The sequence below is a fragment of the Streptomyces sp. NPDC023723 genome, from assembly GCF_040639815.1.
In the GTDB taxonomy this organism is placed as follows: Bacteria; Actinomycetota; Actinomycetes; order Streptomycetales; family Streptomycetaceae; genus Streptomyces.
This window is the reverse complement of record NZ_JBFAAP010000012.1, coordinates 103,116-127,834: the sequence shown is the minus strand read 5'-3', so window position 1 is coordinate 127,834 and position 24,719 is coordinate 103,116. Positions and strand designations below refer to the sequence as shown.

Here is a 24,719-nt window from a genome sequence, read left to right as displayed (position 1 = left end):
GGACGAAGATCCGGACCACACACGGGCCAGCATCCGGCTCACACTGAGCCCAATCTACGTTTCCCTGGTCACGGCATCGCTCATGATGCACCACCAGCAGACCAGGAACCTGCTGGACCCTCTGCTGATGCGGCCGAGCATGACTGTTTGACACCAAAATTTCCGGCGCCCCTGCCTCGTGAGCTTCCCTATCTGGCCAGCTGACCAGCGACGCAAGGTACCTGACACCCCATCAGAACGAGCGTCAAATGAGCGTCACGAGCGTCATTTCAGCGTCAAGATATCGCCCGTAACGCCCACACCGCACATAATGCGCACGGGCAAAACCGCAGGTCAGGAGCCCTTTGCCGCCGGTTCAAGGATGGCGACACACTCCACATGATGCGTCATCGGAAACAAATCAAAAACCCGCAGCATCCGCACCCGATACCCCCCACCCCGGAAATACCCGAGATCCCGAGCCAACGCCGCCGGATCGCAAGCCACGTAAGCGATCCGGCGCGCCCCCAGAGAAGCCAGGTGCTGCACCGTCTTTTTCCCGGCACCGGCTCGCGGCGGGTCCAGTACCACCAGGTCCGCTTCGGAGATCCCGGTACGCGGAAGCACCGCCTCCACCTTGCCCTGCTCGATGCGCACCCGGTCAAAGCCGGCGAGGTTGTGCCGCGCGTCCTCCACCGCCCGCTTGCCGGACTCGATGCCGAGGACCGCGCCGGTGTCGCCGACCCGGTCGGCCAGGGCGCCGGCGAAGAGGCCGACGCCGCAGTAGAGGTCCAGGGCCATGTCGCCCTTGCGCGGGAGCAGGCCCTGCATGACCGCGGTCACCAGGGTGTCGGCCGCCTTCGGGTGGACCTGCCAGAAGCCGCCGCTGCCGACCCGGTGGGTGCGGCCGTCCGCGCGCTCGCGGACGAAGGCGCGGCCGTGGACGCGGTGCACGCCGCCGTCCTTCTCCTCGACCCGCATGACCGAGACCGGCTTGTCCAGTTCGACCAGCGGCAGCCGGGCGCCGGGCCGGGGCTCCAGGATCACCATGCGGTCCTGCGACCCGGTCGCGGCGATCGCCTCGACCGACTCCATGCCGGCCCAGTCGCGCTTCTCGATGCCCAGCTCGCTGACGCCCTCCGCCGCGATCATGCAGTGGTCGATCGGCTCGACCTCGTGGGAGCGGTGCCGGCGCAGGCCCGCGTTGCCGTCCGGGTCGACGGCGTACTGCACGCGGGTGCGCCAGGACGGGACCTGGCCGGCGGGGAGCTTGTCGCCCTCGGCCGGCATCACCGTGCCGTCCCAGCCGGCCTCCTCGGGAGTGAGGCCCGCGAGCCGCTGGAGCTGCTCGGCGACGACCTCGCCCTTGAGCCGGCGCTGGGCGCCCGGCTTGGCGTGCTGCCAGTCGCAGCCGCCGCAGCGGCCGGGGCCGGCGTAGGGGCAGGGCGCCTCGATCCGGTCCTTGGAGGCGTCCAGGATCTCGATCGCGTCGGCGCGCAGGAAGCGGGCGTCCTCCTCGCCCTCGGTGACCCGGGCCACGACCCGCTCACCGGGCAGCGCGTGCCGGACGAACAGCACCTGCCCCTCGGACGTACGGGCGACACAGTGACCGCCGTGGGCGACGGGGCCGACCTCGACCTCGTACTCCACCCCGACCAGCGACGTGTTCTCTTCTGCCTGCATGGCGGGGTGACTCCAGTGAAAGGGGGTGAGTGGGGTGCGTGCCGACAACAGCCCACCAGTCTACGGCTAGGAGGAGGACGAGGATTCCTTCGACCGGTCGTGATGATGGTGATGGGCCGGGCCGCGGCGGACCGCGCCGGGCGCGTTCCAGTCCTGCCGCTTGCGGGCCCGGCGCTTGGCCGCCTCGGAGGACTCGAGCTGGTAGGGGACGGAGGTGACCATGACGCCCGGCGTGAACAGCAGCCGGCCCTTGAGCCGGAGGGCGCTCTGGTTGTGCAGCAGGTGCTCGTACCAGTGGCCGACCACGTACTCCGGGATGATCACCGACACGGCGTCCCGCGGCGACTCCTTGCGCAGGCTCTTGACGTACTCGATCACCGGGCGGGTGACCTCGCGGTACGGCGAGTCCAGCACCTTCAGCGGTACGTCGATGCCGCGCCGTTCCCACTCGTCGCGCAGCGTCTTGGTCTCGGCCGGGTCGACGTTGACGCTGAGCGCCTCCAGGCTGCCCGAGCGCAGCAGCTTGGCGTAGGACAGGGCGCGCAGCGCCGGGCGGTGGATCTTGGAGACCAGGACGACGGAGTGGACCCGGGAGGGCCGCACCATGTCGTCGTCGGGGGTGTCGGGGGCCGCGATCTCCTCGGCGACGCGGTCGTAGTGCTTACGGATCGCGGTCATCGTGGCGTAGAAGATGCACATGCCGAGCAGCGCGACCCAGGCGCCGTGGGTGAACTTGGTGAACAGCACGACGACCAGCACCAGGCCGGTGAAGAAGGCGCCGAAGGCGTTGATCGCGCGGGAGCGGACCATGTGGCGGCGGGTGGCCTGGTCCCGTTCGGTGGCCAGGTGGCGGTTCCAGTGCCGGACCATGCCGATCTGGCTGAGCGTGAAGGAGACGAACACGCCGACGATGTAGAGCTGGATCAGGCGGGTGGAGTCGGCGCCGTAGATCCAGACCAGCAGGATCGCGGCGCCGGCCAGCAGCACGATGCCGTTGGAGAAGGCGAGGCGGTCGCCGCGGGTGTGCAGCTGGCGGGGCAGGTAGCGGTCCTGGGCGAGGATCGAGCCGAGCAGCGGGAAGCCGTTGTACGCGGTGTTCGCGGCGAGGAAGAGGACCAGCGCGGTGGCGGCGGCCAGGATGATGAACAGGAAGCTGCCCTTGCCGAAGACGGCCTCGGCGACCTGGGAGATCACCGGGTTCTGGACGTAGTCCGCGCCGACCGCGACGCCGTTGTGGACCAGGTCGACGGCCGGGTTCTCGGCCATCCGGACCTTGGTCGCCATGGCCAGGCCGATGATGCCGCAGAACATGGTGACGGCGAGCAGGCCCATCATGGCCAGCGTGGTCGCCGCGTTCTTGGACTTGGGCTTGCGGAAGGCCGGGACGCCGTTGGAGATGGCCTCGACGCCGGTGAGCGCCGCGCAGCCCGAGGAGAAGGCCCGCAGCAGCAGGAAGACCAGGGCGAAGCCGGCCAGGCCCTGGTGCTCGGCCTTGATCTCGTAGTCGGCGGTCGGCGCGTGCATCGTGTCGCCGAGCACGAGCCCGCGGAACACGCCCCAGACGATCATGATGAAGACGCCCGCGACGAACACGTACGTCGGGATCGCGAAGAGCTTGCCGGACTCCTTGACGCCGCGCAGGTTCATCAGCGTCAGCAGCACGATGACGGCGATGGCGCAGAAGACCTTGTGCTCGACGACGAACGGGATCGCGGAGCCCAGGTTCTCGATGCCGGAGGCGATGGAGACGGCGACCGTGAGCACGTAGTCGACCAGCAGCGCGCTGGCCACGGTCAGTCCGGCCTTGGGCCCCAGGTTGGTGGTCGCCACCTCGTAGTCGCCGCCGCCGCTCGGGTAGGCGTGCACGTTCTGTCGGTAGGACGCGACCACGGTGAACATCAGTACGACGACCGCGACGGCGATCCAGGGACTGAAGTGGTACGCCGACACGCCCGCGATGGACAGGACCAGCAGCACCTCGCCGGGGGCGTACGCCACGGAGGAGAGCGGGTCGGAGGCGAAGACCGGAAGGGCGACGCGCTTCGGCAGCAGCGTTTCCCCCAGCCGGTCACTGCGCAGTGCGCGGCCGATCAGGATCCGCTTGGGCACGTCGGTCAGTTTGGACACAACAGAGGATCGTAAGCGTTCGAACGGGGGGTCGCCCACCCGCCACCCCCGCCGGCGCCGCCATCTGCCCTCCGAGTGAAATCACGGGGCCGTGCGGCTGCGGATTCCGCAGGTGGCGGGCTTGGCGTGCCTATATGACAAAACTCGTTCCGACCGTGCGAAATTCGCCACTTCGCCACCCTTCGGCACCGCCCAGCCGCCGTCCGGTCGCCATCCAGGAGGTCAAATGCCCGCGCACGCAGAGCTGATCGGTGCCATCGCTGCACTCGTCGGCCTCGGAATCCTCACACTTGCCAGCGTCCGCAGCATCGGCCGCCGCCGGTCCTCCGCCGGAGGGTGAGCCGGGGCGGGGCCGGGCGGGGCCCTCGCACCCCGCCGATACGTGCTCCCGGTCCGGGGAACCCGGCATCGCGGCCCCCGGGAGGGGCCAGGGCCGACGGCCACCGGCATGATGGTCCCCCGCGGCCCGCGCACTGGCCGCGTCATGCAGCCAGGTGAGCCGAAAGAGAGACATGAGCACGACAGCCACACAGGCCCGAAGGCCTTCAGGAAGCACGGTGTGACGCGATGCATATTGTCATCATGGGCTGCGGACGCGTGGGCTCCGCTCTCGCCCACGCCCTGGAACAGCAAGGGCACACGGTCGCCGTGGTCGACCAGGACCCCACCGCCTTCCGCCGGCTGGGCTCCTCGTTCGGCGGCCGCCGGGTGACCGGCGTCGGCTTCGACCAGGACACCCTGCGCGAGGCGGGCATCGAGGAGGCCGGCGCCTTCGCCGCCGTCTCCAGCGGCGACAACTCCAACATCATCGCCGCCCGGGTGGCCCGCGAGATGTTCGACGTCGAGCACGTCGCCGCGCGGATCTACGACCCCCGCCGCGCCGAGGTCTACCAGCGTCTCGGCATCCCCACCGTCGCGACCGTCCGCTGGACGGCCGACCAGATGCTGCGCCGTCTGCTGCCTTCGGGCGCGGAGCCGCTGTGGCGCGACCCCACCGGCGGCGTGCAGCTCGCCGAGGTGCACACGGCCGCGTCCTGGGTCGGGCACAAGGTCAGCCGGCTCCAGGACGAGACGGGCGTGCGGGTGGCGTTCCTGACCCGGCTCGGGGAGGCGATCCTGCCCAGCTCGCAGACGGTGCTGCAGGAGGGCGACCTGGTGCACGTGATGATGCGCACCGACGAGGTCGACAAGGTCGAGGCGGCGTTCGCCAAGGGTCCCGAAGAGGAGGGCGGTCACTGATGAGGGTCGCCATTGCCGGAGCCGGCGCGGTCGGCCGTTCGATCGCCGGTGAGCTGCTGGAGAACGGGCACGAGATCCTGCTCATCGACAAGGCGCCGACCGCCATCTCGGTGGAACGCGTCCCGATGGCGGAGTGGCTGCTCGCGGACGCCTGCGAGATCACCTCCCTGGACGAGGCGGCGCTCCAGCGCTGCAACGTGGTCATCGCCGCGACCGGCGACGACAAGGTCAACCTGGTGGTCTCGCTGCTGGCCAAGACCGAGTACGGCGTCCCGCGCGTCGTCGCCCGGGTGAACAACCCCAAGAACGAGTGGCTGTTCAACGAGTCGTGGGGAGTCGACGTCGCCGTCTCCACCCCGCGGCTGATGTCGGCCCTGGTCGAGGAGGCGGTGAGCGTCGGCGACCTGGTGCGGCTGCTGCGCTTCAGCCACGGCGACGCCAACCTCGTCGAGCTGACGCTGCCGGAGGAGTCCGCGCTGGCCGGCACGCAGGTCGGTGATGTGCAGTGGCCCGAGGACACCTCCCTGGTCACGATCATCCGCGGTGCGCGCGTCCTGGCGCCGTCGCAGGAGGACTCGCTGGAGGCGGGCGACGAACTGCTGTTCGTCGCGGCGCAGGACCGGGAGGGACAGCTGGAGGATCTGTTGTCGGCCCGCAGGGGCAGCACGGCGGGGTGACCAGCGGTCGGCTACGACGGTGGGGGCGCCCGGGATTCTCCGGGCGCCCCCACCGTGCTGTCCGTGCTGTCCGTACTGTGCGCTCCGCGCGGAGGGGGGCGGCCGGTCGTCTGTCCCAGCCGCACCGGCACCCGCGACGCCGCGGCCTCAGCCCCTGCGGTGCCGGCCGCTCCGGGAGTCCGCCGAGTCGCCCTCGCCGTCCGTGAGGCGCCGCAGCGTGTCGTCGACGACCGGTTCCATGATCGTGCCGAACGCGGCCTCCGTACGCTCCGGCTCGGCCGTCCCGGCGCCGTGCCCGGCCTCCCGAGCTGCCTTCGCCGCCTCCTCGGCCTTCTCCGCCGCCTCCATCTCCGCGAACACGTCGATCGGCGCGGGCGCCTTCGCCAGGAAGACCCAGGTCAGCCAGACGGCGAGCAGGAAGGGCGGGATCTTCAGGGCGACCAGGACCCAGCCGAGCTGCGTGGTGTCCGCCCACCAGTACAGCGGGAAGAGGATCGCGCACTTGGCGAGCAGGATCAGCCCCCAGGCCCAGCTGGCCTTGGCGTACGCCTTCTTGCGGCCCGGGTTGCGGGTGCGCCAGGAGAGGTTCTCCTTGAAGACCGGGCCGAGGATCAGGCCGATCAGCGGGACCCCGGCGAGCGTGGTGATGATGTACGCCAGGGCGAGACCGCAGGTGTAGAGCATGCCGGGGAGGTAGAAGTCCTTGGCGTTGCCGGTCATCATCGCGAAGACGACACCGAAGGCCACCCCGAAGACGCCGCTGAAGGCGTGCTTGACGGTGTCCCGCATCGCCAGCCGGACCACGACCAGCACCACCGACACGGCCAGCGCCGCGATCGCGGACATGCGCAGGTCTTTGTTGACCGTGTAGATCGTGACGAAGAGCAGACCCGGCAGCACCGTCTCGATCATGCCCCGCACGCCGCCGAAGGCTTCGAAGAGGGCCGCCTCCGTCACCGCCCGGGCGTCGCCCGCTGCCGTGTCTTCAGTGTCCTCAGTAGTGTCTTCAGTCGGCTTGTCGAGGGACGTCACCGGCTACTCCCGTCCGAGGGGTCGCAGTTCGTACTTGGGATTGAACAGCACCCGGCGGCCCCGGCTCAGGGAGATCCGGCCCGATGCGATGAGCTTGCGTCCCGGCTCTATGCCCACGATGGAACGTCTGCCCAGCCACACCACGTCCAAAGCCGCGGAGCCGTCGAACAACTCGGCCTCCAGCGCCGGGACGCCCGCCCGCGGGCGCAGCGTGACCGTGCGCAAGGTACCAGTAACCGTGACGATCTGCCGGTCCTGGCAGTCACCGATACGGGTGCAGCCGGTGGTCTCGGTGTCCTCCCGCAGCTCCTCCGACTCCAGGTCCTCCTGCGAGGATGAGAGCCGGTCGAACATGCGCCGGAACCGGCCCACCGGCTTGTCGGAACGAGGAACAGCGCTCATACCCGAAGAGTACCGGGAGCCGCCGACAGCCACGCATCCGCTGGGCGCGCAACCGGAGGGCTCACTTCTCGAACCGGTAGCCCATCCCCGGCTCGGTGACGAAGTGCCGCGGATGCGCCGGGTCCGCCTCCAGCTTGCGGCGCAGCTGCGCCATGTAGACCCGCAGGTAGTTCGTCTCGGTGCCGTACGACGGCCCCCACACCTCCTGGAGCAGCTGCTTCTGGCTGACCAGCCGCCCGGTGTTGCGCACCAGCACCTCCAGCAGATGCCATTCGGTCGGGGTCAGCCGTACGTCCTTCCCGCCCCGGACGACCTTCTTGGCGGCCAGGTCGACGCTGAAGTCGGCGGTGTCCACGATCACCTCGTCGGTGCCGCCCGGCACCGGCTCGGCCCGGCGCACCGCGGCCCGCAGCCGGGCCAGCAGTTCGTCCATGCCGAACGGCTTGGTGACGTAGTCGTCGGCGCCCGCGTCCAGTGCCTCCACCTTCTCGTCGGAGGAGTGCCGGGCGGACAGCACCAGGATCGGCACCCGGGTCCAGCCGCGCAGTCCCTTGATCACCTCGACGCCGTCCATGTCGGGCAGGCCCAGGTCCAGGACGATCACGTCGGGGTGGCGGCTCGCGGCCAGCTCCAGCGCGGTCGCGCCGTCGTGGGCGGCGTCGACCTCGTAGTGCCGCGCCTTGAGGTTGATCACGAGGGCCCGCACGATCTGCGGCTCGTCGTCGATCACGAGCACCCGGGTCATCGGGCAGCCTGCCTTTCTGCGGGTCCTTCTAGGGGTCTTTCTGCGGGTCCTTCTACGGGTCCTGCCGCCGGCCCTTCTACGGGCCCTGCTGCCGGCCCTTCAACGGGGCCTGCCGCCGGCCCTTCTACGGGCCCTGCCGCCGGCCCTTCTACGGGTCCTGCCACGGATCCTTCTGCCGGCCCTTCTACGGGTCCTGCTGCGGAGCTTTCCGCGGAGACGGCGCCGCGAGACCGGGTGGCCGGCCCCGCCGCGCGGACGGTGAGGACCATCGTGAGGCCGCCGCCGGGGGTGTCCTCGGCGTCGAGGGTGCCGCCCATCGCCTCGGCGAAGCCGCGGGCGACGGCCAGGCCGAGCCCGACGCCGGCGCCGCGCGGGGCGTCCCCGTACCGCTGGAAGGGTTCGAATATGCGGTCCTTGGCCTCGTCCGGCACGCCGGGCCCTCGGTCGGCGATCCGGACCTCGACCCGGTCGCCGAGGGCGCTGGCGGCCACCAGGACGCCGCCGCCGGGCGGGCTGTACTTGACGGCGTTCTCCACCAGGTTGGCCACCGACCGCTCCAGCAGCCCGGGATCGACGGCGACCATGGGCAGCGTCTCCGGGATGTCCAGCCCGACCTCCGCCTCGGGTACGCCGACCAGCGCCATCGGCACCACCTCGTCGAGGTCGATCTCGCGGATCAGCGGGGTGACGGTACCGGTCTGCAGGCGGGACATGTCGAGCAGGTTGCCCACCAGGTGGTCGAGCCGGTCGGCGCCCTCCTCGATGCCTTCGAGCAGTTCGGCCTGGTCCTCCTCGGACCACGCCACGTCGTCGGACCGGAGGCTGGAGACGGCCGCCTTGATCCCGGCCAGCGGGGTGCGCAGATCATGGCTGACGGCGGCCAGCAGGGCGGTGCGGATGCGGTTGCCCTCGGCCAGCGTGCGGGCCTGGTCGGCCTCCGCGCGCAGCCGCCGCCGGTCCAGTACGACGGCGGCCTGGGCGGCGAAGGCGGCAAGGACCCGGCGGTCCTCGGCGGGCAGCACCCGGCCGGTGAGCGCCAGCGCCATGTGGTCCCCGATCGGCATGTCCACGTCGGCGTCCTCGGGGCGCTCGACCGGTGGTCCGGAGCCGGCCCGGCCGGCGCAGGTCCAGGGCGCCACGTCGCTCTCGCGCTCCAGCAGGGCGGCGGATTCCAGGCCGAAGGTCTCCCGGACCCGTTCCAGCAGGGCTTCCAGGCTGGTCTCGCCGCGCAGCACGTCGCCGGCCAGGAAGGAGAGGATCTCGGACTCGGCGCGCAGCCGGGCCGCCTGGTGGGTGCGCCGGGCCGCCAGGTCGACGACCGAGGCCACCGAGAGCGCGACGCCGACGAATATGGCCAGGGCGATGATGTTCTTGGGGTCGGAGATGGTGATGCGGTTGACCGGCGGGGTGAAGAACCAGTTCAGCAGCAGGGAGCCGACCGCGGCCGAGGCGAGCGCCGGGTAGAGCCCGCCGAGCAGGGCGGCCGCGACGGTGAGCGCCAGATAGAGCAGGACGTCGTTGGCGAGCCCGAGGTGGACGCTGTCCAGCAGGGGGGTCAGCAGGATCGGGCCGCCGATGCCCGCGAGCCAGCCCCACAGCAGCCGCCAGCGGCCCAGCCGGGCGCCGCGCGCGACGGGCAGTCCGCGGCCCTTGGCGACCTCCTCGTGGGTGACGATGTGCACGTCGAGGTCGGGCCCCGACTCGCGGGCCACCGTGGTGCCGACGCCGGGTCCGAGGACGTACTGCCAGGTCTTGCGCCGGGAGGAGCCCAGCACGATCTGGGTGGCGTTGACGCCGCGCGCGAAATCCAGCAGAGCGGCCGGTATGTCGTCGCCGACCACGTGATGGAAGGTGCCGCCGAGGTCCTCGACCAGGGTGCGCTGCACCGCCAGTTCCTTCGGGGAGGCGGAGGTCAGCCCGTCGCTGCGGGCTATGTAGACGGCGAGCACCTCGCCGCCGGCGCCCTTCTCCGCGAGCCGCGCGGCCCGCCGTATCAGCGTCCGGCCCTCCGGACCGCCGGTCAGCCCGACCACGATCCGCTCCCGCGAGCCCCAGATCTTGGACACCCGGTGGTCGCTGCGGTACTGCTTCAGATAGGCGTCGACCCGGTCGGCCACCCACAGCAGGGCCAGCTCCCGCAGGGCGGTGAGGTTGCCGGGGCGGAAGTAGTTGGACAGGGCCGCGTCGACCTTGTCGGGCTGGTAGATGTTGCCGTGCGCCATGCGGCGGCGCAGCGCCTCGGGCTCCATGTCGACCAGTTCGATCTGGCCGGCCCGGCGCACCACCTCGTCCGGCACGGTCTCCCGCTGCCGCACGCCGGTGATCGACTCCACGACGTCGCCCAGCGACTCCAGATGCTGGATGTTGACGGTGGAGATCACGTCGATGCCGGCGGCCAGCAGTTCCTCGACGTCCTGCCAGCGCTTGGCGTTGCGCGCGCCGGGGACGTTGGTGTGGGCCAGTTCGTCCACCAGGGCCACCCGGGGGCGGCGGGCCAGCACCGCGTCCAGGTCCATCTCCTCGAAGCGGGTGCCGCGGTACTCCAGCTCCCGGCGCGGCACCTGCTCCAGGCCGCGCAGCATCACCTCAGTGCGCGACCGGCCGTGGTGCTCCACGAAGGCCACCACGCAGTCGGTGCCGCGCTCCGCCCGCCGGTGTGCCTCGGACAGCATGGCGTAGGTCTTGCCGACGCCCGGCGCCGCGCCGAGGTAGATCCGAAGCCTGCCGCGTCCCATGTCCTCATTGTCTTCCGCCGCACCGTGACCACGCAGCGTCGACCCTACGGCGGCCGACCGGGGCAAATCGGACCGATCGCGGCACGGAGGAGCTCTTTGACGCAACCCTGACGCCACTGCGGGAACGGCGAAGGGCCGCGCCGCCCTGACGGGAACGCGGCCCTTGTCGACGCGGGGCGGCCAGACTCGCCCCTGAGGGGCGCGGGGAACTGCGCGAGCAACCACGAACCACCCGCAGCCGCCCACCCACAGCGAGCCCCGCGAAGGTCACCGCACCTCGGTGATCTCCGGCCCGCGCTGAAGCTGGCCCATGCCACCGGCGAAACGGGAGCCGCCCTCTTCCTGCTGGACCCCCTCGGGGACCATCTGCGCGTCGTTCGGCAGCTTCAGGACGATCGGGTCGCGGGGGGCCATCGGGCCCTCGCCGCGGACCACGACCGTGTCCCGGAAGATCTGCTCCAGCAGACCGGCCGCCTGCGGCTGCACCGCGCCCTGCCCGGAGATCACGCCGCGCAGGAACCAGCGGGGACCGTCCACGCCGACGAACCGCACGACCTGGAAGCCGCCGGTGCCGTCCGGCAGCTTGACCGGGACCTGGGCCCGCAGCTCCCAGCCGAGGGGGCCCTCGACCTCGTCGATGATGCCGCCCTGCTGGGTGATGCCGGTGGCGATCTCCTCGCGGACCTCGCCCCAGATGCCCTCGCGCTTGGGGGCGGCGAACGCCTGGAGCTGGACGGCGCTGTCGCGCAGCACGACGGTGGCGGCGACGATCGCGTCGCCCGCGACCTCCACCCGCAGCTCCATGCCGTCGACGCCGGGCACGAACAGGCCGCCGAGGTCCACCCGGCCCTCGGCCGGGTCGCGTACCTCGGTGCTGTCCCAGGGCCCGTCGGGCCGCGGCTCCGGCTCCAGCCGTACCCGCGTGCCCTCGTCGTCCGCCTCGGTCTCGACGCTGTCGACGACCTGCTCGGCCTCGCCGGCCGCGTCCTCGGCGGCACCCTTCTTCTTGCGACGTCCGAACACGTCACTGTCCTTCCCGGTCGGATACGACCGAAGCGTATCGATTCCCACCCGCCGGGCCGCCTGTGACGGCCCGACCGCTTGTGCCGCTTGCCGGGTCCGCGCCGGCGTGCCCGCCGGTGGACCCGAAGCCCCCCTCGGCCCGTGCCGAGTCGGGAAGTGCCGCGACCTGGCGGAAGCGGACCCTCTCGACCTGCTGGACGACCAGTTGGGCAATCCGGTCGAAGCGCTCGAACCGTACGGCCTCACGCGGGTCGAGATTCACCACGATCACCTTGATCTCCCCACGGTACCCGGCATCAATCGTCCCCGGGGCATTCACGAGGGCGACACCGCAGCGGGCCGCGAGGCCGGAACGGGGGTGCACGAAGGCCGCGTACCCCTCCGGGAGGGCCACCGACACCCCGGTCGGCAGCACGGCCCGCTCACCGGGGGCCAGCTCGCGGGCGACGGTGGTGCGCAGATCGGCGCCCGCGTCACCGGGGTGCTCGTACGCCGGCAGCGGTACGTCCGGATCGATCCGGCGCAGCAGCACCTCCAGCGGGGCGCGGCTCACGGGTTCACCTCGAAGGCGCGGGCCCGGCGGACCTGGTCCGGGTCGTCCATCGCGGCCCGGATCTCCGCGGGGCGGCCGTGGTCGGTGAAGTGCTCGACCTTGACCTCGACGAAGAGGGCGTCCGCGCGGACCGCGACCGGGCCGTCGGGGGCGCCGACGCGGCCGGTGGCGGTGGCGTAGATCTTGCGGCCGGCCACCGCGGTGGCCTCGGCCGCCAGGTGCAGGGTGGTGCCGACCGGCACCGGCAGCAGGAAGTCGGTCTCCAGCCGTCCGGTCACCGCGATGGTGCGCAGCAGCCAGCCGAGCGAGCCGAGCGTCTCGTCCAGGGCGCTGGCCAGCACGCCGCCGTGCGCGAGCCCCGGGGCGCCCTGGTGGGCGGGCTGGACGGTGAACTCGGCGGTGATCGTCACGCCCTCGCCGGCCCGCGCCGCCAGGTGCAGTCCGTGCGGCTGCTCGCCGCCGCAGCCGAAACACTGTCCGTAATGGGCGCCGAGCAGTTCGCCGGGCGCGGGGGCGTCGGGGTGCCGTACGGGCCGGACTGCGTCGGCGGGGGGCTGAAGGGCCGGGGAAGTACCACTCACAGGCGCAGACCTTACCGCTCCGCCCTGGCTGCGGCCCCGCTCGGAACCCGTGCCAAGCTTGGCTCCATGCAGCTCTCCGCCGCCCCGTACGAAGAACGCCTCACCGCGCCCCGCTCCGCGTGGCTGCTGTGCTTCCTGGTGGGTCTCGCGATCGCCATCGTCCTGGTGCCGTTCGGCACTCTCCCGATCCTCGGCGGTCTGGCCTGCGGTACGGCCGCGGCGGCGGTCGTCACCAGTTCGTACGGCTCGGTGCGGATCCGGGTGGTGGGCGGCTCGCTGATCGCGGGCGAGGCGAAGATCCCGGTCACCGCGCTGGGCGAGGCGACGGTGATGGACGCGGAGGAGGCCCGCGCCTGGCGTACGTACAAGGCCGACACCCGCGCCTTCCTGCTGCTGCGGGCGTACATCCCGACCGCGCTGCGGGTCGAGGTCACCGACCCCGACGACCCGACGCCGTACCTGTATCTGTCGACCCGCGAGCCGGAGCTGCTGGCCGAGGCCCTGGCAGCGGCGAAGGCCGGCGCCGCGTAGTCAGCGGCCGTCCTCGGGCCCGGGCCCCTCGCCCGGGCCCAGTTCCAGCGCGTTGGGCGGGGTCTCCAGGGGCGGCAGGGCGGGCAGCGCCTCCCAGGGCACCTGGATCTTGCGCAGGTCGGCCCGGATGCGGGCGGCGAGCTTGTGGGTGTCTCTGCGGTTCATCACCGCGCCGACGGCGGCGCCGACCATGAACGGCATCAGGTTGGGCAGGTTGCGCACCATCCGCTTCATGATCTGCTGGCGCAGCTGGCGCTTCATGTGGCCGTTCAGCGCCGTGCTGAACGTCGACGGTTTGGTCACGTCGATGCCGCGCTCGTCGGACCAGGAGCCCAGGTACGCGGTGCTGCGCTGGGTGAGGGAGCCGGGCGGCCGGATGCCGTAGACCTCGTGCAGCTCGGCGATCAGCTTCAGCTCGATGGCCGCGACGCCGGTCACCTCCGCGGCCAGCTCGGTCGGCATGGCGGGCGGCACGGGCAGCATCGCCGCCGCGCCGACCCCCGCGCCGACGGTCGCCGTGGCCCTGGTGGCACCGGCCACCAGCCGGTCGGCCAGCTCCTCGGGCCCGAGGCCGGGGAACTGCCGACGAAGCGTCTGAAGGTCCCGTACGGGGACCCGCGGGGCGATCTCGATGACGCGGTCGGCGAGGTGCGCCAGGGCCGCCCTGGCACGGTCGCCGCCCTTGCGGACGCCGTCTGTCGCCTTCTCCCGCAGCACCGCCGCCCGGCGTCGGGCAGCGGGCGCGGGGGTCGGCACCGGCACCGGGAGGTCAGTCCGGTCGGCAGCCGGTTCGAGCGAGGCCGTCCCCGGGAGGGTCGGGCCCCGCTCTTCGTCACGCGCGCGGTTCGGGCCGCCGGGCGGCCCTTGGTCCGCTCCTCGCCTGGAGAAGCGGCGCTTCCAGGGAGGGGTCGAGCCAGTCACGGCCGACCCCGCCTCAGTCGCAGTCGCGGCAGATCGGCTGGCCGTTCTTCTCCCGGGCCAGCTGGCTGCGGTGGTGCACCAGGAAGCAGCTCATGCAAGTGAACTCGTCCTGCTGCTTGGGCAGTACTCGGACTGCCAGCTCCTCGTTCGAGAGGTCGGCTCCGGGAAGCTCGAGGCCTTCGGCGGCCTCGAACTCGTCGACGTCCACGGCCGAGGCCGACTTGTCGTTCCGGCGAGCCTTCAGCTCTTCGAGGCTGTCCGAGTCGACGTCGTCGTCGGTCTTGCGTGGAGTGTCGTAATCGGTTGCCATGTCGCTCTCCCCCTCTGGGTGTCTGCGGTGTCTCCAGCGCACGTAACGCGTGAGAGGCCGGACTTGTGCCCGACCTGAGGCGGAGATTTTGCCTCACATCAAGGTCTGTTACTCAATCGACACCCAACCGGACTCCGCTCGAGTGATCGGCTTGGATGGCGATGGGGACCGTACACGGTCCCAATACCGCACGCCAAAGGCGTCTCACCGTGTACTTCCCGTGATCAAGACCCCTGAAAACCCGGACTTTCCCGGCTTTCCGACAGGCTTCTTGATCACGGAGAGTAGATGGCTGGAAAAGCCTCGCTGTGATCGATCACACACGCGAGCACCGGAGCGGCGGTCCGAAAATTCCGCGCAAAGCGAACAAGCCCGGACCCTCGGGGCGGCGATCGGCGCCATGATCTCAGATCGGCGGGCCGCCTCAGACCGGCAGGGTCACTCTCATCACAAGTCCTCCCCCCTCGCGCGGCTGGGCGTAGATGTGGCCGCCGTGCGCCCGGGCCACGGAACGCACGATGGACAGCCCCAGGCCGACGCCCTTGTCACTGCCGGTCCGCTCGGTGCGCAGCCGCCGGAACGGCTCGAAGATGTTGTCGATCTCGTACGCCGGCACCACCGGCCCGGTGTTCGTCACCACGAGCACCGCCAGACCGTGCTCCACCTCGGTGGTGACCTCGACCCAGCCGCCCTCGGCGATGTTGTACCGCACCGCGTTCTGTACGAGGTTCAGCGCGATGCGCTCCAGCAGGACGCCGTTGCCCTGGACGACGGCGGGCGCGCGCCGGCCGCGCAGCTCCACGCCCTTGGCGTCGGCCTCGGCGTGGGTCTGGTCGACGGCCTGGGTGGCGACCTCGGCGAGGTCGACCGGCTTGCGCTCGACGATCTGGTTGTCGCTGCGGGCCAGCAGCAGCAGGCCCTCGACGAGCTGCTCGCTGCGCTCGTTGGTGGCCAGCAGGGTCTTGCCGAGCTGCTGGAGCTCCACCGGGGCGCCGGGGTCGGAGAGGTGGACCTCCAGCAGCGTGCGGTTGATGGCGAGGGGGGTGCGCAGCTCGTGCGAGGCGTTGCCGACGAAGCGCTGCTGGGCGGTGAAGGCGCGCTGGAGGCGCTCCAGCATCTCGTCGAAGGTGTCCGCCAGCTCCTTGAGCTCGTCGTCCGGGCCGTCCAGCTCGATCCGGCGGGACAGGTCGGAGCCGGCCACCGCGCGGGCGGTGCGGGTGATCCGGCCCAGCGGCGACAGCACCCGGCCGGCCATGCCGTAGCCGAACGCGAAGGCGATCACCGCGAGGCCCAGCAGGGTCAGCAGGGAGCGGCTGAGCAGGCTGTCCAGGGCGTGCTGGCGCTGCGCGTTGACGCAGTCGTTCATGGCCGTGTTGAAGACCTCGGGCGTGGCCTTGGTGGGCAGATTGCACGTGTCGCTGGTGACACTGCCCGAGGTGATCTTGAAGGGCAGATCGCTGCCCGGGTTCAGCGCCTGGGCGGCCAGCAGGTAGATGATCGACAGCAGCACGATGCCGGCGATCAGGAACATGCCGCCGTACAGCAGCGTGAGCCGTATCCGGATGGTGGGGCGCAGCCACGGGAAGGGCGCGGCCGACGGCGGGTCCCAGGTGGGTTTCGGGGGCGCCTGCGGGGGCGCGGGGGACGCTGCCACGGGCGATCAGATCCGGTAGCCGGAGCCGGGCACGGTGACGATCACCGGGGGCTCGCCGAGCTTGCGGCGCAGGGTCATCACGGTCACCCGGACGACGTTGGTGAACGGGTCGGTGTTCTCGTCCCAGGCCTTCTCCAGCAGCTGCTCGGCCGAGACGACCGCGCCCTCGCTGCGCATCAGCACCTCCAGGACGGCGAACTCCTTCGGCGCGAGCTGCACCTCCTTGCCGTCCCGGAAGACCTCGCGGCGGTTCGGGTCGAGCTTGATCCCGGCGCGCTCCAGCACCGGCGGCAGCGGCACGCTGGTGCGCCGGCCGAGCGCACGGACGCGGGCGATCAGCTCGCTGAACGCGAACGGCTTGGGCAGATAGTCGTCGGCGCCGATCTCCAGCCCCTCGACCCGGTCGCTGACGTCGCCGGAGGCCGTGAGCATCAGCACGCGGGTGGGCATGCCGAGCTCGACGATCTTGCGGCAGACGTCGTCGCCGTGCACGAGGGGGAGGTCGCGGTCGAGGACGACCACGTCGTAGTCGTTGACGCCGATGCGCTCGAGGGCGGCCGCACCGTCGTACACGACGTCGACGGCCATGGCCTCCCGGCGCAGTCCGGTGGCCACCGCATCGGCGAGCAGCTGCTCGTCCTCGACGACGAGTACGCGCACGTCGCTTGTCCTTCCTCTGTCCGCCCGGCGGCGCCTGGCGGGCGCACGCGGGCAGGGCCTGGTGGGTGTGTTGACCTCCATCCTGCCCTTTTCGGCCATAAGTCGGCTGTAAGGCGGGCGGGCCCGGAGCGGGCGGGGGAACGGCCGCCCGGTCGCGGGCCCTTCAAGACCGGTCCCGGCGCGAGCGCCGTGCGAAGCCGGACCAGCCCCCGTGAGGTACCCCGGCGCGGGCCCCCGGCGGACGACCGGCGGACGACCGGCACGGGTCCCGGCGCGCGCCCCGGCGGGCGGGGCGGAGGGGGCGGGGGAGAAAGCGGGTCCGAACGGGAATGCGAGATTTTCTCGGACGGTTGAGGTTTCCGCGGAAGGGAGCGGGGGGAGGACGGCTTTACACCCCGCGATCACGCTCTGTCTGTACCGCACGTCCAGCGGTGCGCAGCGACCGTTCGCCGCAGGGCGGGCGTGGGTGTCCGGCACCGTCGCCGCCCGGCCGCGCGGCGCTGGGCACCTTCGAGACGTGATCGCCCCTTCCGATCGGCACACCCCCGTGCCACCGACCCACGACCCAGGACGAGGGGGCGCAGCATGGACGCATTCACCACAGGACTTCTGCAGCGCATAAAGGCGACCGAGTCCGACCTGACCCGGGCTCGTGACGAGGGGGACGACTTCCTCGTCGAGGTGGAGCTCGGTGAGCTGGACGACCTCCGCCGTCTGGCCGCCGAGCACGGCGTCGAGGTCACCGCGACCAGCGGCTGACCGCCCGGCGGCCCGCACCGCACCACACCGCAACGGCACTCACCCCCGGCGAATCCAGCGCCGGGGGTGAGTGCTGTCCGCAGGCCATGACCAGGGCCGGCCCCGGGTCAGTCGTGCCAGGCGCCGAGGTCTTCCAGGAGCCGCTGGAGGGGCTCGAACACGCCCGGCACCGCGGCGACCGTCAGGTCGTCCGTGGGCCGCTCACCGGGGCGTCCACCGGTCAGCGCGCCCGCCTCCCGGGCGATGAGGTCACCGGCGGCGCGGTCCCAGGGGTGCAGCCCGCGCTCGTAGTAGCCGTCGAGGCGCCCCGCGGCCAGGTCGCACAGGTCGACCGCGGCCGAGCCGCCGCGCCGGATGTCCCGCAGCCTGGGGATCAGCTGCCGGGCGACCTCCGCCTGGTGGGCGCGGACCTCGGCGACGTAGTTGAACCCGGTGGAGACCAGGGCCTGGTCCAGCGGCGGCGCGGGCCGGCAGGTCAGCCGGCGCTCGCCCGCCCAGGAGCCGGTCGCCCAGGCTCCGCCGCCGCGCACCGCGTGGTAGGTCTCGCCGCGCATCGGCGCCGCGACCACCCCGGCGACGGTCTCGCCGTCCTGCTCGGCGGCGATGGAGACGGACCAGGTCGGCAGCCCGTACAGGTAGTTCACCGTGCCGTCGAGCGGGTCGATCACCCAGCGGACGCCGCTGGTGCCCTCGGCGGCGGCGCCCTCCTCGCCGAGGAAGCCGTCGGCCGGGCGGCGGGCGGCGATCACCGTGGTGATCAGCTTCTCGGCCGCGATGTCCATCTCGGTGACCACGTCGATCGGGCTGGACTTGGTGGCGGCGACCGCGAGGTCGGCGGGGCGCCCGTCCCGCAGCAGCTCGCCCGCGCGGCGGGCGGCCTCCCGGGCGAGCTCCAGGAGTTCGGCGTGCAGCGGGTCGGTCGCGTCGGTCACGGGGCTGGTCACGAGGTTCCTCACGCGTAGGGGCTGTCGACGCCCGCGGCGGCGGGGCGGGCGGCGCGGGCCGGACAGCAGCCCACCGGGCAGACGTTGTGGCTCGCGCCCAGCGCGCCCAGGGCGCACGGTTGGACGCTCCGCCCCTGCTCCGCGGCGGCCCGCTCCAGGATCATGTCCCGGATCGCGGCGGCGAACCGCGGGTCGGCGCCGACGGTGGCCGAGCGGCGCACCGGCAGCCCCAGCTCCGCGGCCTTGGCCGTGGCCTCCGTGTCGAGGTCGTAGAGGACCTCCATGTGGTCGGAGACGAAGCCGATCGGGGCCATCACGACGGCCGGCACCCCGGCCGCGTGCCGCTCCTCCAGGTGGTCGCAGATGTCCGGCTCCAGCCACGGGATGTGCGGGGCGCCGGAACGGGACTGGTAGACGAGCTGCCAGGGCCGGTCGACGCCGGTGCGCTCGCGGACGGCGTCGGCGATCAGCTGGGCCACGTCCAGGTGCTGCTGCACGTACGCGCCGCCGTCGCCGTGCTCCGGCAGCGGGCCGGAGGTGTCGGCGGCGGAGGTCGGGATGGAGTGGGTGCTGAAGGCGATGTGCGCGCCGTCCCGGACGTCTTCGGGCAGGTCGTTCAGGGACCGCACCAGCCCGTCGACCATCGGCTCGATGAAGCCCGGGTGGTTGAAGTAGTGCCGCAGCTTGTCGATCTTCGGCAGCTCCAGGCCCTCCTCCTGGAGGGTGGCCAGGGCGTCGGCGAGGTTCTCCCGGTACTGGCGGCAGCCGGAGTAGGAGGCGTACGCGCTGGTGGCGAGGACGAGGATGCGGCGGCGTCCGTCGCGGACCATCTCGCGCAGGGTGTCGGTCAGGTAGGGCGCCCAGTTGCGGTTGCCCCAGTAGACCGGCAGTTCCAGGCCGTGCTCGGCGAAGTCCCCCCGCAGGGCGTCCAGCAGGGCGCGGTTCTGGTCGTTGATCGGGCTGACGCCGCCGAACAGGAAGTAGTGCTGTCCGACCTCCTTGAGGCGTTCGGTGGGGATGCCCCGGCCGCGCGTCACGTTCTCCAGGAACGGGACGACGTCGTCGGGTCCTTCCGGGCCGCCGAACGAGAGCAGGAGCAGGGCGTCGTAGGGGGTGGCATCGAGCACGTCTGGCATGGTCCCGATCCTGCCACCTGGCACTGACAGCCGGGCCACGGCGGGGGGTGTCATCCCGCTCCGGCTGGTCCGGACGGGTGCGGCCGGGCCGACCGGCAAGTAAGCTCTACAGGTTGTATACGGACCTTACCGACTTGCGGTGAGCCGTCCGCGCCGAGCCGTTTCCCGGAGATCCCGTTGCCCAGCCCCTACCGCGCTCTGTTCGCCGCCCCCGGCTCCAGGGGTTTCTCCGCCGCGGGCTTCGTCGGCCGGATGCCGCTGTCGATGATGGGCATCGGCGTGGTGACCATGGTCTCGCAGCTCACCGGGGAGTACGGGCTGGCCGGGGCGCTCTCCGCCACCATCGCGCTGGCCGCCGCCGTGTGCGGCCCGCAGGTCTCGCGGCTGGTCGACCAGTACGGGCAGCGGCGGGTGCTGCGGCCCGCCACCCTGGTCTCGCTGACCGCGGCGGCCGGGCTGCTGCTCACCGCGCACTTCCGGTGGCCCGAGTGGCTGCTGTTCGTGTGGTGCGTCGGCATCGGCTGCGTACCGAGCCTCGGCGCCATGGTCCGGGCCCGCTGGGCGGCGCTGTACCGGGGCACGCCGAAGCTGCACACCGCGTACAGCTTCGAGTCCGTGGTCGACGAGGTCTGCTTCATCTTCGGGCCGATCATCTCCATCGGCCTGTCCACGGCCTGGTTCCCGGAGGCCGGTCCGCTGCTGGCCGCCTGCTTCCTGGCGGCCGGTGTCTTCTGGCTGACCGCGCAGCGCGGCACCGAGCCCGAGCCGCACCCGCGCGGCCGCGGCGGCGCGGGCAGCGCGCTGCGCTCCAAGGGGCTCCAGGTCTTCGTCGGCACCTTCGTGGCCACCGGCGCCATCTTCGGGTCGATCGACGTGGTCACCGTGGCCTTCGCCGAGCAGGAGGGGCACAAGGCGGCCGCCAGCCTGGTCCTCGCCGGGTACGCGGCCGGGTCCTGCGTGGCGGGCATGGTGTTCGGGCTGCTGCGCTTCGCGGGGCCGCCCGCCCACCGCTGGCTGCTGGGGGTCTGCGCGATGGCCGTGAGTATGATCCCTCCCCTACTGGTCGGAAACCTGCCGTCTCTGGCCGTGGCGCTGTTCGTGGCGGGTCTGTCCATCGCTCCGACGATGATCACGACGATGTCCCTCATCGAAGAGCACGTACCACGCGCACAGCTCACCGAGGGGATGACCTGGGTGAGCACCGGCCTCGCGGTCGGCGTCGCGCTCGGCTCCGCCGCGGGCGGCTGGGTGATCGACGCGGCGGGGGCGAGCGCCGGGTACGGGGTGCCGGCCGTGGCCGGGGCCGTCGCGCTGGCGGTCGGTTTCCTCGGGTTCCGCCGGCTCAAGCGGCCGGCCGCGGGTCGGGGAGGCATCGTTGAGCAGCACAGCGAGCGGGAGCGGCAGGAACGGCACATGGCGTAACTGGGGCGGCAACGTCACGGCTCGCCCCGCGCGGGAGGTCGCCCCGGCCTCCGTGCCGGAACTGGCCGAGGCGGTCCGCCGGGCCGCCGAGGACGGTCTGCCGGTCAAGGCCGTGGGCAGTGGGCACTCGTTCACCTCCATAGCGGCCACCGACGGGGTGCTGATACGCCCGCACCTGCTGACCGGCATCCGGCACATCGACCGCGCGGCGATGACCGTCACGGTGGAGGCCGGCACACCGCTCAGGCGGCTCAACCTCGCCCTGGCGCGCGAGGGTCTGTCGCTGGCCAACATGGGCGACATCATGGAGCAGACCGTCTCCGGGGCGGCCGGCACCGGCACCCACGGCACCGGCCGCGACTCCGGCTCGATCGCCGCCCAGATCCGGGCCCTGGAACTGGTCACCGCCGACGGCTCCGTCCTGACCTGCTCCCGCGCGAAGCACCCGGACGTCTTCGCCGCCGCCCGCATCGGCCTCGGCGCGCTGGGCGTCGTCACCGCCCTCACCTTCGCCGTCGAACCGCTCTTCCTGCTCACCGCGCGGGAGGAACCCATGCCGCTGGACCAGGTCCTGGCCCGGTTCGACGAACTGTGGGCGGAGAACGAGCACTTCGAGTTCTACTGGTTCCCGCACACCGGCAACACCAACACCAAGCGCAACAACCGCAGCGCGGGCCCGCAGCGCCCGGTGGGCCGGCTCCGGGGCCTCTACGAGGACGAGTTCCTCTCCAACGGCGTCTTCCAGGCGGCCAACTGGGTCGGCCGCGCCGCCCCCGGCACGATCCCGTCGATCGCCCGGATCTCCAGCAAGGCGCTGTCCGCGCGGACGTACACGGACGTCCCGTACAAGGTCTTCACCTCACCGCGCCGGGTGCGGTTCGTGGAGATGGAGTACGCCGTTCCGCGCGCGGCCGTCGTCGAGACGCTGCGCGAGCTGCGGGCGTTGGTGGACCGCTCCCGGCTGCGGATCAGCTTCCCGGTCGAGGTGCGCACCGCCCCGGCCGACGACATCACGCTGTCCACCGCTTCCGGCCGGGACAGCGCCTACATCGCCGTCCACATGTTCCGCGGCACGCCCTACCGTGCCTACTTCACCGCCGCCGAGCGTATTTTCACCGCGCACGAGGGCCGGCCGCACTGGGGGAAGGTGCACACCCGGGACGCGGAGTACCTCTCCCGGGTGTATCCGCGCTTCGGCGAGTTCACTGCGCTGCGGGATCGTCTTGACCCGGACCGGCGGTTTCGGAACGACCACTTGCGGAGGGTGCTGGGGTCGTAGCCGACCCTCCGGAGTCCTGCTCCTGGTCCTGGGCCGCGGTGCCGCCGTCGCTCGGCGTGGGGGCCGGCGAGGAGGTCGTCCCGCCGTCCGGCGCCGAACCGCCGTCCGACGGCGTGCCCTCGTCGCCGGTGCCCGCCGACCCGGACGGGGTGGCGGCCGGGGCGTCGTCCGAACCGGTGCCGGTGGACTCCCCCGGGTCGGGCGACTGCGCGGACCCGTCGTCCCCCGTTCCGCCGGAGTCGTCCGAGTCTCCGGAGTCGGAGTCGGACGAGGACGAGGACGAGCTGCTGTGACCGGAGATCGCGTCGCTCACCGTCGTACTGCTGCCGCCGCTCAGGTTGTGACCCGTGATCAGTTCGTAGGCCGTGATGCCGCCCATGGTGACGCCGAAGACGACGGCCGCGGCGATCACCGGCCGTTTCCAGCTCCTGACCCGGGCGCGGTAGACCGTGCCCTCGCCGAACTCCCCCGGCAGCGCCGGACCGGACGCCGTGGACACCGCCGTCACCCGGGGCTGCTCGGCGGTGCGCCGGACCTTCAGCTGTTCGCCGGTGCGCCGGAAGACGTGCTGGAAGACCGTGCCGCCGCAAGTGGCGACCACGCTGACCACACCGGCGCCGAGGATCGTGCCGTACACCCCGAAGGAGGCGGCCAGTTTGGCGGCCACCACGGCCGCCAGGGCGCTGCCCGCGACCTGGGGGACGCTCAGATCGATCCGCCGGCCCGCCCCACCCTCCGTGTTGTCCTCCGTGCTCTTCTCCGTGACCTCGTCAACGGACCTTTCCCGCATCACCGGACCTTGCCTGTCTTTCCCGAACGTGAGCTGACAACTGCACGAGAAGGGGACGTACGAACGAAACCATTAGTTCCGTTTCTGGTGATTGCGTGAAGTACGCCACGTGAAAGATCCCCCGTGGAAGTCGGGCGGCGCGGCGATCCACGCACGTGGCCCGAATGGAGTACTGTTGCGAGCCCTGGGTCCGGTCTCCCGTCAGGGGGTTCAGGGCCTGCAAGGACCGCCGGGAGGGGGCTAGTTGCACTGGGTGACTGATACGGTCACTTAGCGTTGCGAACAGGTAACCGTGCCATAACGGCGATCCAGGGCCCCGGCCCGACACGCCGGGCAACTCGGCAAGGTTGTGGCAGGCTGCACCCGGGCAGGCCACACTCGACAGAGCGGAAGCAGCGACGCACGTGACGTCGGCAGGCACCACCCGGGAGGTCCCCATGCCCGAACTGCGTGTCGTGGCCGTCTCGAATGACGGCACACGGCTGGTGCTGAAGGCTGCCGACGCGACGGAGTACACGCTTCCGATCGACGAGCGTCTCCGCGCCGCCGTACGCGGCGACCGGCCCCGCCTCGGCCAGATCGAGATCGAGGTGGAGAGCCATCTCCGCCCCCGAGACATCCAGGCGCGTATACGAGCCGGCGCGACGGCCGAAGAGGTCGCCCAGATGGCCGGTATCCCCGTCGACCGGGTACGCCGGTTCGAGGGCCCCGTCCTCGCCGAACGCGCCTTCATGGCGGAACGGGCCCGCAAGACCCCGGTCCGCCGCCCCGGTGAGAACTCCGGCCCGCCGCTCGGCGAGGCCGTCCAGGAGCGGCTGCTGCTGCGCGGCGCCGACAAGGACACCGTCCAGTGGGACTCCTGGCGCCGCGACGACGGCACCTGGGAAGTCCTGCTGGTCTACCTGGTCGCGGGCGAACCGCACTCGGCGAGCTGGACCTACGACCCGCCCCGGCGGCTGGTCCAGGCCGTCGACGACGAGGCGCGGGCGCTGATCGGTGAGTCCGACGACCTCGCCGCGCCCGAGCCCAGCTTCCCCTTCGTGCCGCGCATCGCCCGGCTGCCGCGCGACCGTCCGCTGGACCGGCCCGGCGACCGGGAGCGCGAGCGGCCCAGCCTGCCCGCCCAGCCGGCCGAGCCCGTCGCCGAGGAAAGCGAGCGGGACTCGCTGACCAGCCTGCTGGAGGCGGTGCCGAGCTTCCGGGGCGACCTGGTCGTGCCCGAGCGCCCGGCCACCGCGCCCGAGCCGGTGGAGGAGCCGCCCGAGGAACCGGAGGCCGAGGAGCCCCCGGCGCCCGCCGCGTCGGCCGGCGCGGGTTCCGCGTACGCCGATGTGCTGATGCCGCGCTCGGTGGGCAGCCACCGGGACCGGCTGGTCGGCTCCACCGACCGGCAGGCCGAGGCCGACGGGGTCCGGCCCGGACGCCGGGCGGCGGTCCCCAGCTGGGACGAGATCGTGTTCGGCACGCGGCGCAAGAAGCAGGAGTAGACGCCCCGGATGTTCGGGCGTCCGGGCATTCGGACGCGCGGGCTTTCGGA

The 24,719-nt window shown here is 72.0% G+C and carries 23 protein-coding genes; 7 read left to right on the top strand and 16 right to left on the bottom strand.

The genetic code is table 11. The features are described from left to right. Positions 1 to 333: 333 nt before the first annotated feature. Both AB0G32_RS16480 and AB0G32_RS16475 read right to left on the bottom strand, forming a co-directional pair. Positions 334 to 1,662, bottom strand: coding sequence for a class I SAM-dependent RNA methyltransferase (locus AB0G32_RS16480; RefSeq protein WP_361163104.1), 1,329 nt, complete (start codon positions 1,660 to 1,662; stop codon positions 334 to 336). Positions 1,663 to 1,728: 66 nt separating this feature from the next. Beyond that, entirely contained in the window at positions 1,729 to 3,789 is a 2,061-nt protein-coding gene (locus AB0G32_RS16475) for an APC family permease (RefSeq protein WP_361163102.1), read from the bottom strand. Between the two features lie 567 nt (positions 3,790 to 4,356). Here AB0G32_RS16475 and AB0G32_RS16470 point away from each other — a divergent pair. Together AB0G32_RS16470 and AB0G32_RS16465 are read left to right on the top strand one after the other, a co-directional pair. Beyond that, positions 4,357 to 5,028: a TrkA family potassium uptake protein gene (locus AB0G32_RS16470; RefSeq protein ID WP_361163100.1), complete on the top strand. Its 672-nt coding sequence runs from the start codon at positions 4,357 to 4,359 to the stop codon at positions 5,026 to 5,028. Further along, positions 5,028 to 5,705: a TrkA family potassium uptake protein gene (locus AB0G32_RS16465; protein ID WP_361163098.1), complete on the top strand. Its 678-nt coding sequence runs from the start codon at positions 5,028 to 5,030 to the stop codon at positions 5,703 to 5,705. The genes AB0G32_RS16470 and AB0G32_RS16465 overlap by 1 nt, the downstream gene beginning before the upstream one ends. Positions 5,706 to 5,852: 147 nt before the next feature. Here the strand turns inward: AB0G32_RS16465 and AB0G32_RS16460 are convergent, their stop codons facing one another. From AB0G32_RS16460 to AB0G32_RS16430, 7 genes are all read right to left on the bottom strand, one after another. Beyond that, on the bottom strand, positions 5,853 to 6,737 hold the full coding sequence (locus AB0G32_RS16460) for a DUF3159 domain-containing protein (protein ID WP_361163096.1): 885 nt from the start codon (positions 6,735 to 6,737) through the stop codon (positions 5,853 to 5,855). Between the two features lie 3 nt (positions 6,738 to 6,740). Next, entirely contained in the window at positions 6,741 to 7,139 is a 399-nt protein-coding gene (locus AB0G32_RS16455; protein ID WP_361163094.1) for an OB-fold nucleic acid binding domain-containing protein, read from the bottom strand. A 61-nt stretch (positions 7,140 to 7,200) separates the two neighbouring features. Beyond that, positions 7,201 to 7,884: a response regulator gene (locus AB0G32_RS16450; RefSeq protein WP_361163092.1), complete on the bottom strand. Its 684-nt coding sequence runs from the start codon at positions 7,882 to 7,884 to the stop codon at positions 7,201 to 7,203. Beyond that, complete coding sequence (locus AB0G32_RS16445; protein WP_361163090.1) at positions 7,881 to 10,619, bottom strand: ATP-binding protein; 2,739 nt, start codon at positions 10,617 to 10,619, stop codon at positions 7,881 to 7,883. The genes AB0G32_RS16450 and AB0G32_RS16445 overlap by 4 nt, the downstream gene beginning before the upstream one ends. A gap of 267 nt (positions 10,620 to 10,886) precedes the next feature. Next, on the bottom strand, positions 10,887 to 11,642 hold the full coding sequence (locus AB0G32_RS16440) for a DUF3710 domain-containing protein (protein ID WP_361163088.1): 756 nt from the start codon (positions 11,640 to 11,642) through the stop codon (positions 10,887 to 10,889). Position 11,643: 1 nt separating this feature from the next. Continuing rightward, positions 11,644 to 12,195, bottom strand: a complete 552-nt coding sequence (dut, locus tag AB0G32_RS16435; protein ID WP_361163086.1) for a dUTP diphosphatase — start codon at positions 12,193 to 12,195, stop codon at positions 11,644 to 11,646. Further along, the gene (locus AB0G32_RS16430; RefSeq protein ID WP_361163084.1) at positions 12,192 to 12,776 is read right to left on the bottom strand and encodes a PaaI family thioesterase; all 585 of its coding nucleotides are present in this window, start codon (positions 12,774 to 12,776) and stop codon (positions 12,192 to 12,194) included. Before AB0G32_RS16430 ends, dut begins: the two co-directional genes overlap by 4 nt. A 66-nt stretch (positions 12,777 to 12,842) precedes the next feature. Between AB0G32_RS16430 and AB0G32_RS16425 the strand changes: the two genes are divergently transcribed. Continuing rightward, complete coding sequence (locus AB0G32_RS16425; protein WP_361163082.1) at positions 12,843 to 13,307, top strand: DUF3093 domain-containing protein; 465 nt, start codon at positions 12,843 to 12,845, stop codon at positions 13,305 to 13,307. On the opposite strand, the gene AB0G32_RS16420 is transcribed toward AB0G32_RS16425, so the two are convergent. The 4 genes from AB0G32_RS16420 to AB0G32_RS16405 form a co-directional block, all read right to left on the bottom strand. After that, positions 13,308 to 14,228 carry a hypothetical protein gene (locus tag AB0G32_RS16420; RefSeq protein WP_361163080.1) on the bottom strand — a complete coding sequence of 307 codons (921 nt, stop codon included), beginning with the start codon at positions 14,226 to 14,228 and terminating at the stop codon, positions 13,308 to 13,310. 13 nt (positions 14,229 to 14,241) lie between these two features. Next, positions 14,242 to 14,538 (bottom strand): DUF4193 domain-containing protein, encoded by a 297-nt coding sequence (locus tag AB0G32_RS16415; protein ID WP_003993510.1) that lies wholly within the window; start codon positions 14,536 to 14,538, stop codon positions 14,242 to 14,244. A 424-nt stretch (positions 14,539 to 14,962) separates the two neighbouring features. Continuing rightward, entirely contained in the window at positions 14,963 to 16,192 is a 1,230-nt protein-coding gene (locus AB0G32_RS16410) for a HAMP domain-containing sensor histidine kinase (RefSeq protein ID WP_361163078.1), read from the bottom strand. A gap of 6 nt (positions 16,193 to 16,198) precedes the next feature. Beyond that, positions 16,199 to 16,852: a response regulator transcription factor gene (locus AB0G32_RS16405; protein ID WP_003993508.1), complete on the bottom strand. Its 654-nt coding sequence runs from the start codon at positions 16,850 to 16,852 to the stop codon at positions 16,199 to 16,201. A gap of 585 nt (positions 16,853 to 17,437) precedes the next feature. On the opposite strand from AB0G32_RS16405, the gene AB0G32_RS16400 reads away from it, so the two are divergent. Continuing rightward, positions 17,438 to 17,611, top strand: a complete 174-nt coding sequence (locus tag AB0G32_RS16400) for a hypothetical protein (protein WP_361163076.1) — start codon at positions 17,438 to 17,440, stop codon at positions 17,609 to 17,611. Between the two features lie 107 nt (positions 17,612 to 17,718). Here AB0G32_RS16400 and AB0G32_RS16395 read toward each other — a convergent pair whose 3' ends face one another. Then, the gene (locus tag AB0G32_RS16395; RefSeq protein ID WP_361163171.1) at positions 17,719 to 18,543 is read right to left on the bottom strand and encodes an inositol monophosphatase family protein; all 825 of its coding nucleotides are present in this window, start codon (positions 18,541 to 18,543) and stop codon (positions 17,719 to 17,721) included. Between the two features lie 20 nt (positions 18,544 to 18,563). After that, entirely contained in the window at positions 18,564 to 19,691 is a 1,128-nt protein-coding gene (locus AB0G32_RS16390) for a ferrochelatase (protein ID WP_361163074.1), read from the bottom strand. 177 nt (positions 19,692 to 19,868) lie between these two features. Here AB0G32_RS16390 and AB0G32_RS16385 point away from each other — a divergent pair, with 177 nt between their 5' ends. Next, positions 19,869 to 21,113 carry an MFS transporter gene (locus tag AB0G32_RS16385; RefSeq protein ID WP_361163072.1) on the top strand — a complete coding sequence of 415 codons (1,245 nt, stop codon included), beginning with the start codon at positions 19,869 to 19,871 and terminating at the stop codon, positions 21,111 to 21,113. Beyond that, complete coding sequence (locus tag AB0G32_RS16380; protein ID WP_361163070.1) at positions 21,067 to 22,392, top strand: D-arabinono-1,4-lactone oxidase; 1,326 nt, start codon at positions 21,067 to 21,069, stop codon at positions 22,390 to 22,392. Before AB0G32_RS16385 ends, AB0G32_RS16380 begins: the two co-directional genes overlap by 47 nt. Here the strand turns inward: AB0G32_RS16380 and AB0G32_RS16375 are convergent. Continuing rightward, positions 22,316 to 23,182, bottom strand: a complete 867-nt coding sequence (locus AB0G32_RS16375) for a hypothetical protein (protein WP_361163068.1) — start codon at positions 23,180 to 23,182, stop codon at positions 22,316 to 22,318. The two genes, AB0G32_RS16380 and AB0G32_RS16375, sit on opposite strands and share 77 nt — an antisense overlap. Before the next feature lie 437 nt (positions 23,183 to 23,619). Between AB0G32_RS16375 and sepH the strand changes: the two genes are divergently transcribed. Beyond that, complete coding sequence (gene sepH, locus AB0G32_RS16370) at positions 23,620 to 24,669, top strand: septation protein SepH (protein ID WP_361163066.1); 1,050 nt, start codon at positions 23,620 to 23,622, stop codon at positions 24,667 to 24,669. Positions 24,670 to 24,719: the final 50 nt, after the last annotated feature.

Coding starts and splice junctions, on each gene's coding strand:
- AB0G32_RS16480 (WP_361163104.1), bottom strand. CDS start 1,662: ATGCAGGCAGAAGAGAACACGTCGCTGGTCGGGGTGGAGTACGAGGTC.
- AB0G32_RS16470 (WP_361163100.1), top strand. CDS start 4,357: ATGCATATTGTCATCATGGGCTGCGGACGCGTGGGCTCCGCTCTCGCC.
- AB0G32_RS16465 (WP_361163098.1), top strand. CDS start 5,028: ATGAGGGTCGCCATTGCCGGAGCCGGCGCGGTCGGCCGTTCGATCGCC.
- AB0G32_RS16455 (WP_361163094.1), bottom strand. CDS start 7,139: ATGAGCGCTGTTCCTCGTTCCGACAAGCCGGTGGGCCGGTTCCGGCGC.
- AB0G32_RS16450 (WP_361163092.1), bottom strand. CDS start 7,884: ATGACCCGGGTGCTCGTGATCGACGACGAGCCGCAGATCGTGCGGGCC.
- AB0G32_RS16445 (WP_361163090.1), bottom strand. CDS start 10,619: ATGGGACGCGGCAGGCTTCGGATCTACCTCGGCGCGGCGCCGGGCGTC.
- AB0G32_RS16425 (WP_361163082.1), top strand. CDS start 12,843: ATGCAGCTCTCCGCCGCCCCGTACGAAGAACGCCTCACCGCGCCCCGC.
- AB0G32_RS16415 (WP_003993510.1), bottom strand. CDS start 14,538: ATGGCAACCGATTACGACACTCCACGCAAGACCGACGACGACGTCGAC.
- AB0G32_RS16400 (WP_361163076.1), top strand. CDS start 17,438: ATGGACGCATTCACCACAGGACTTCTGCAGCGCATAAAGGCGACCGAG.
- AB0G32_RS16390 (WP_361163074.1), bottom strand. CDS start 19,691: ATGCCAGACGTGCTCGATGCCACCCCCTACGACGCCCTGCTCCTGCTC.
- AB0G32_RS16375 (WP_361163068.1), bottom strand. CDS start 23,182: ATGCGGGAAAGGTCCGTTGACGAGGTCACGGAGAAGAGCACGGAGGAC.
- sepH (WP_361163066.1), top strand. CDS start 23,620: ATGCCCGAACTGCGTGTCGTGGCCGTCTCGAATGACGGCACACGGCTG.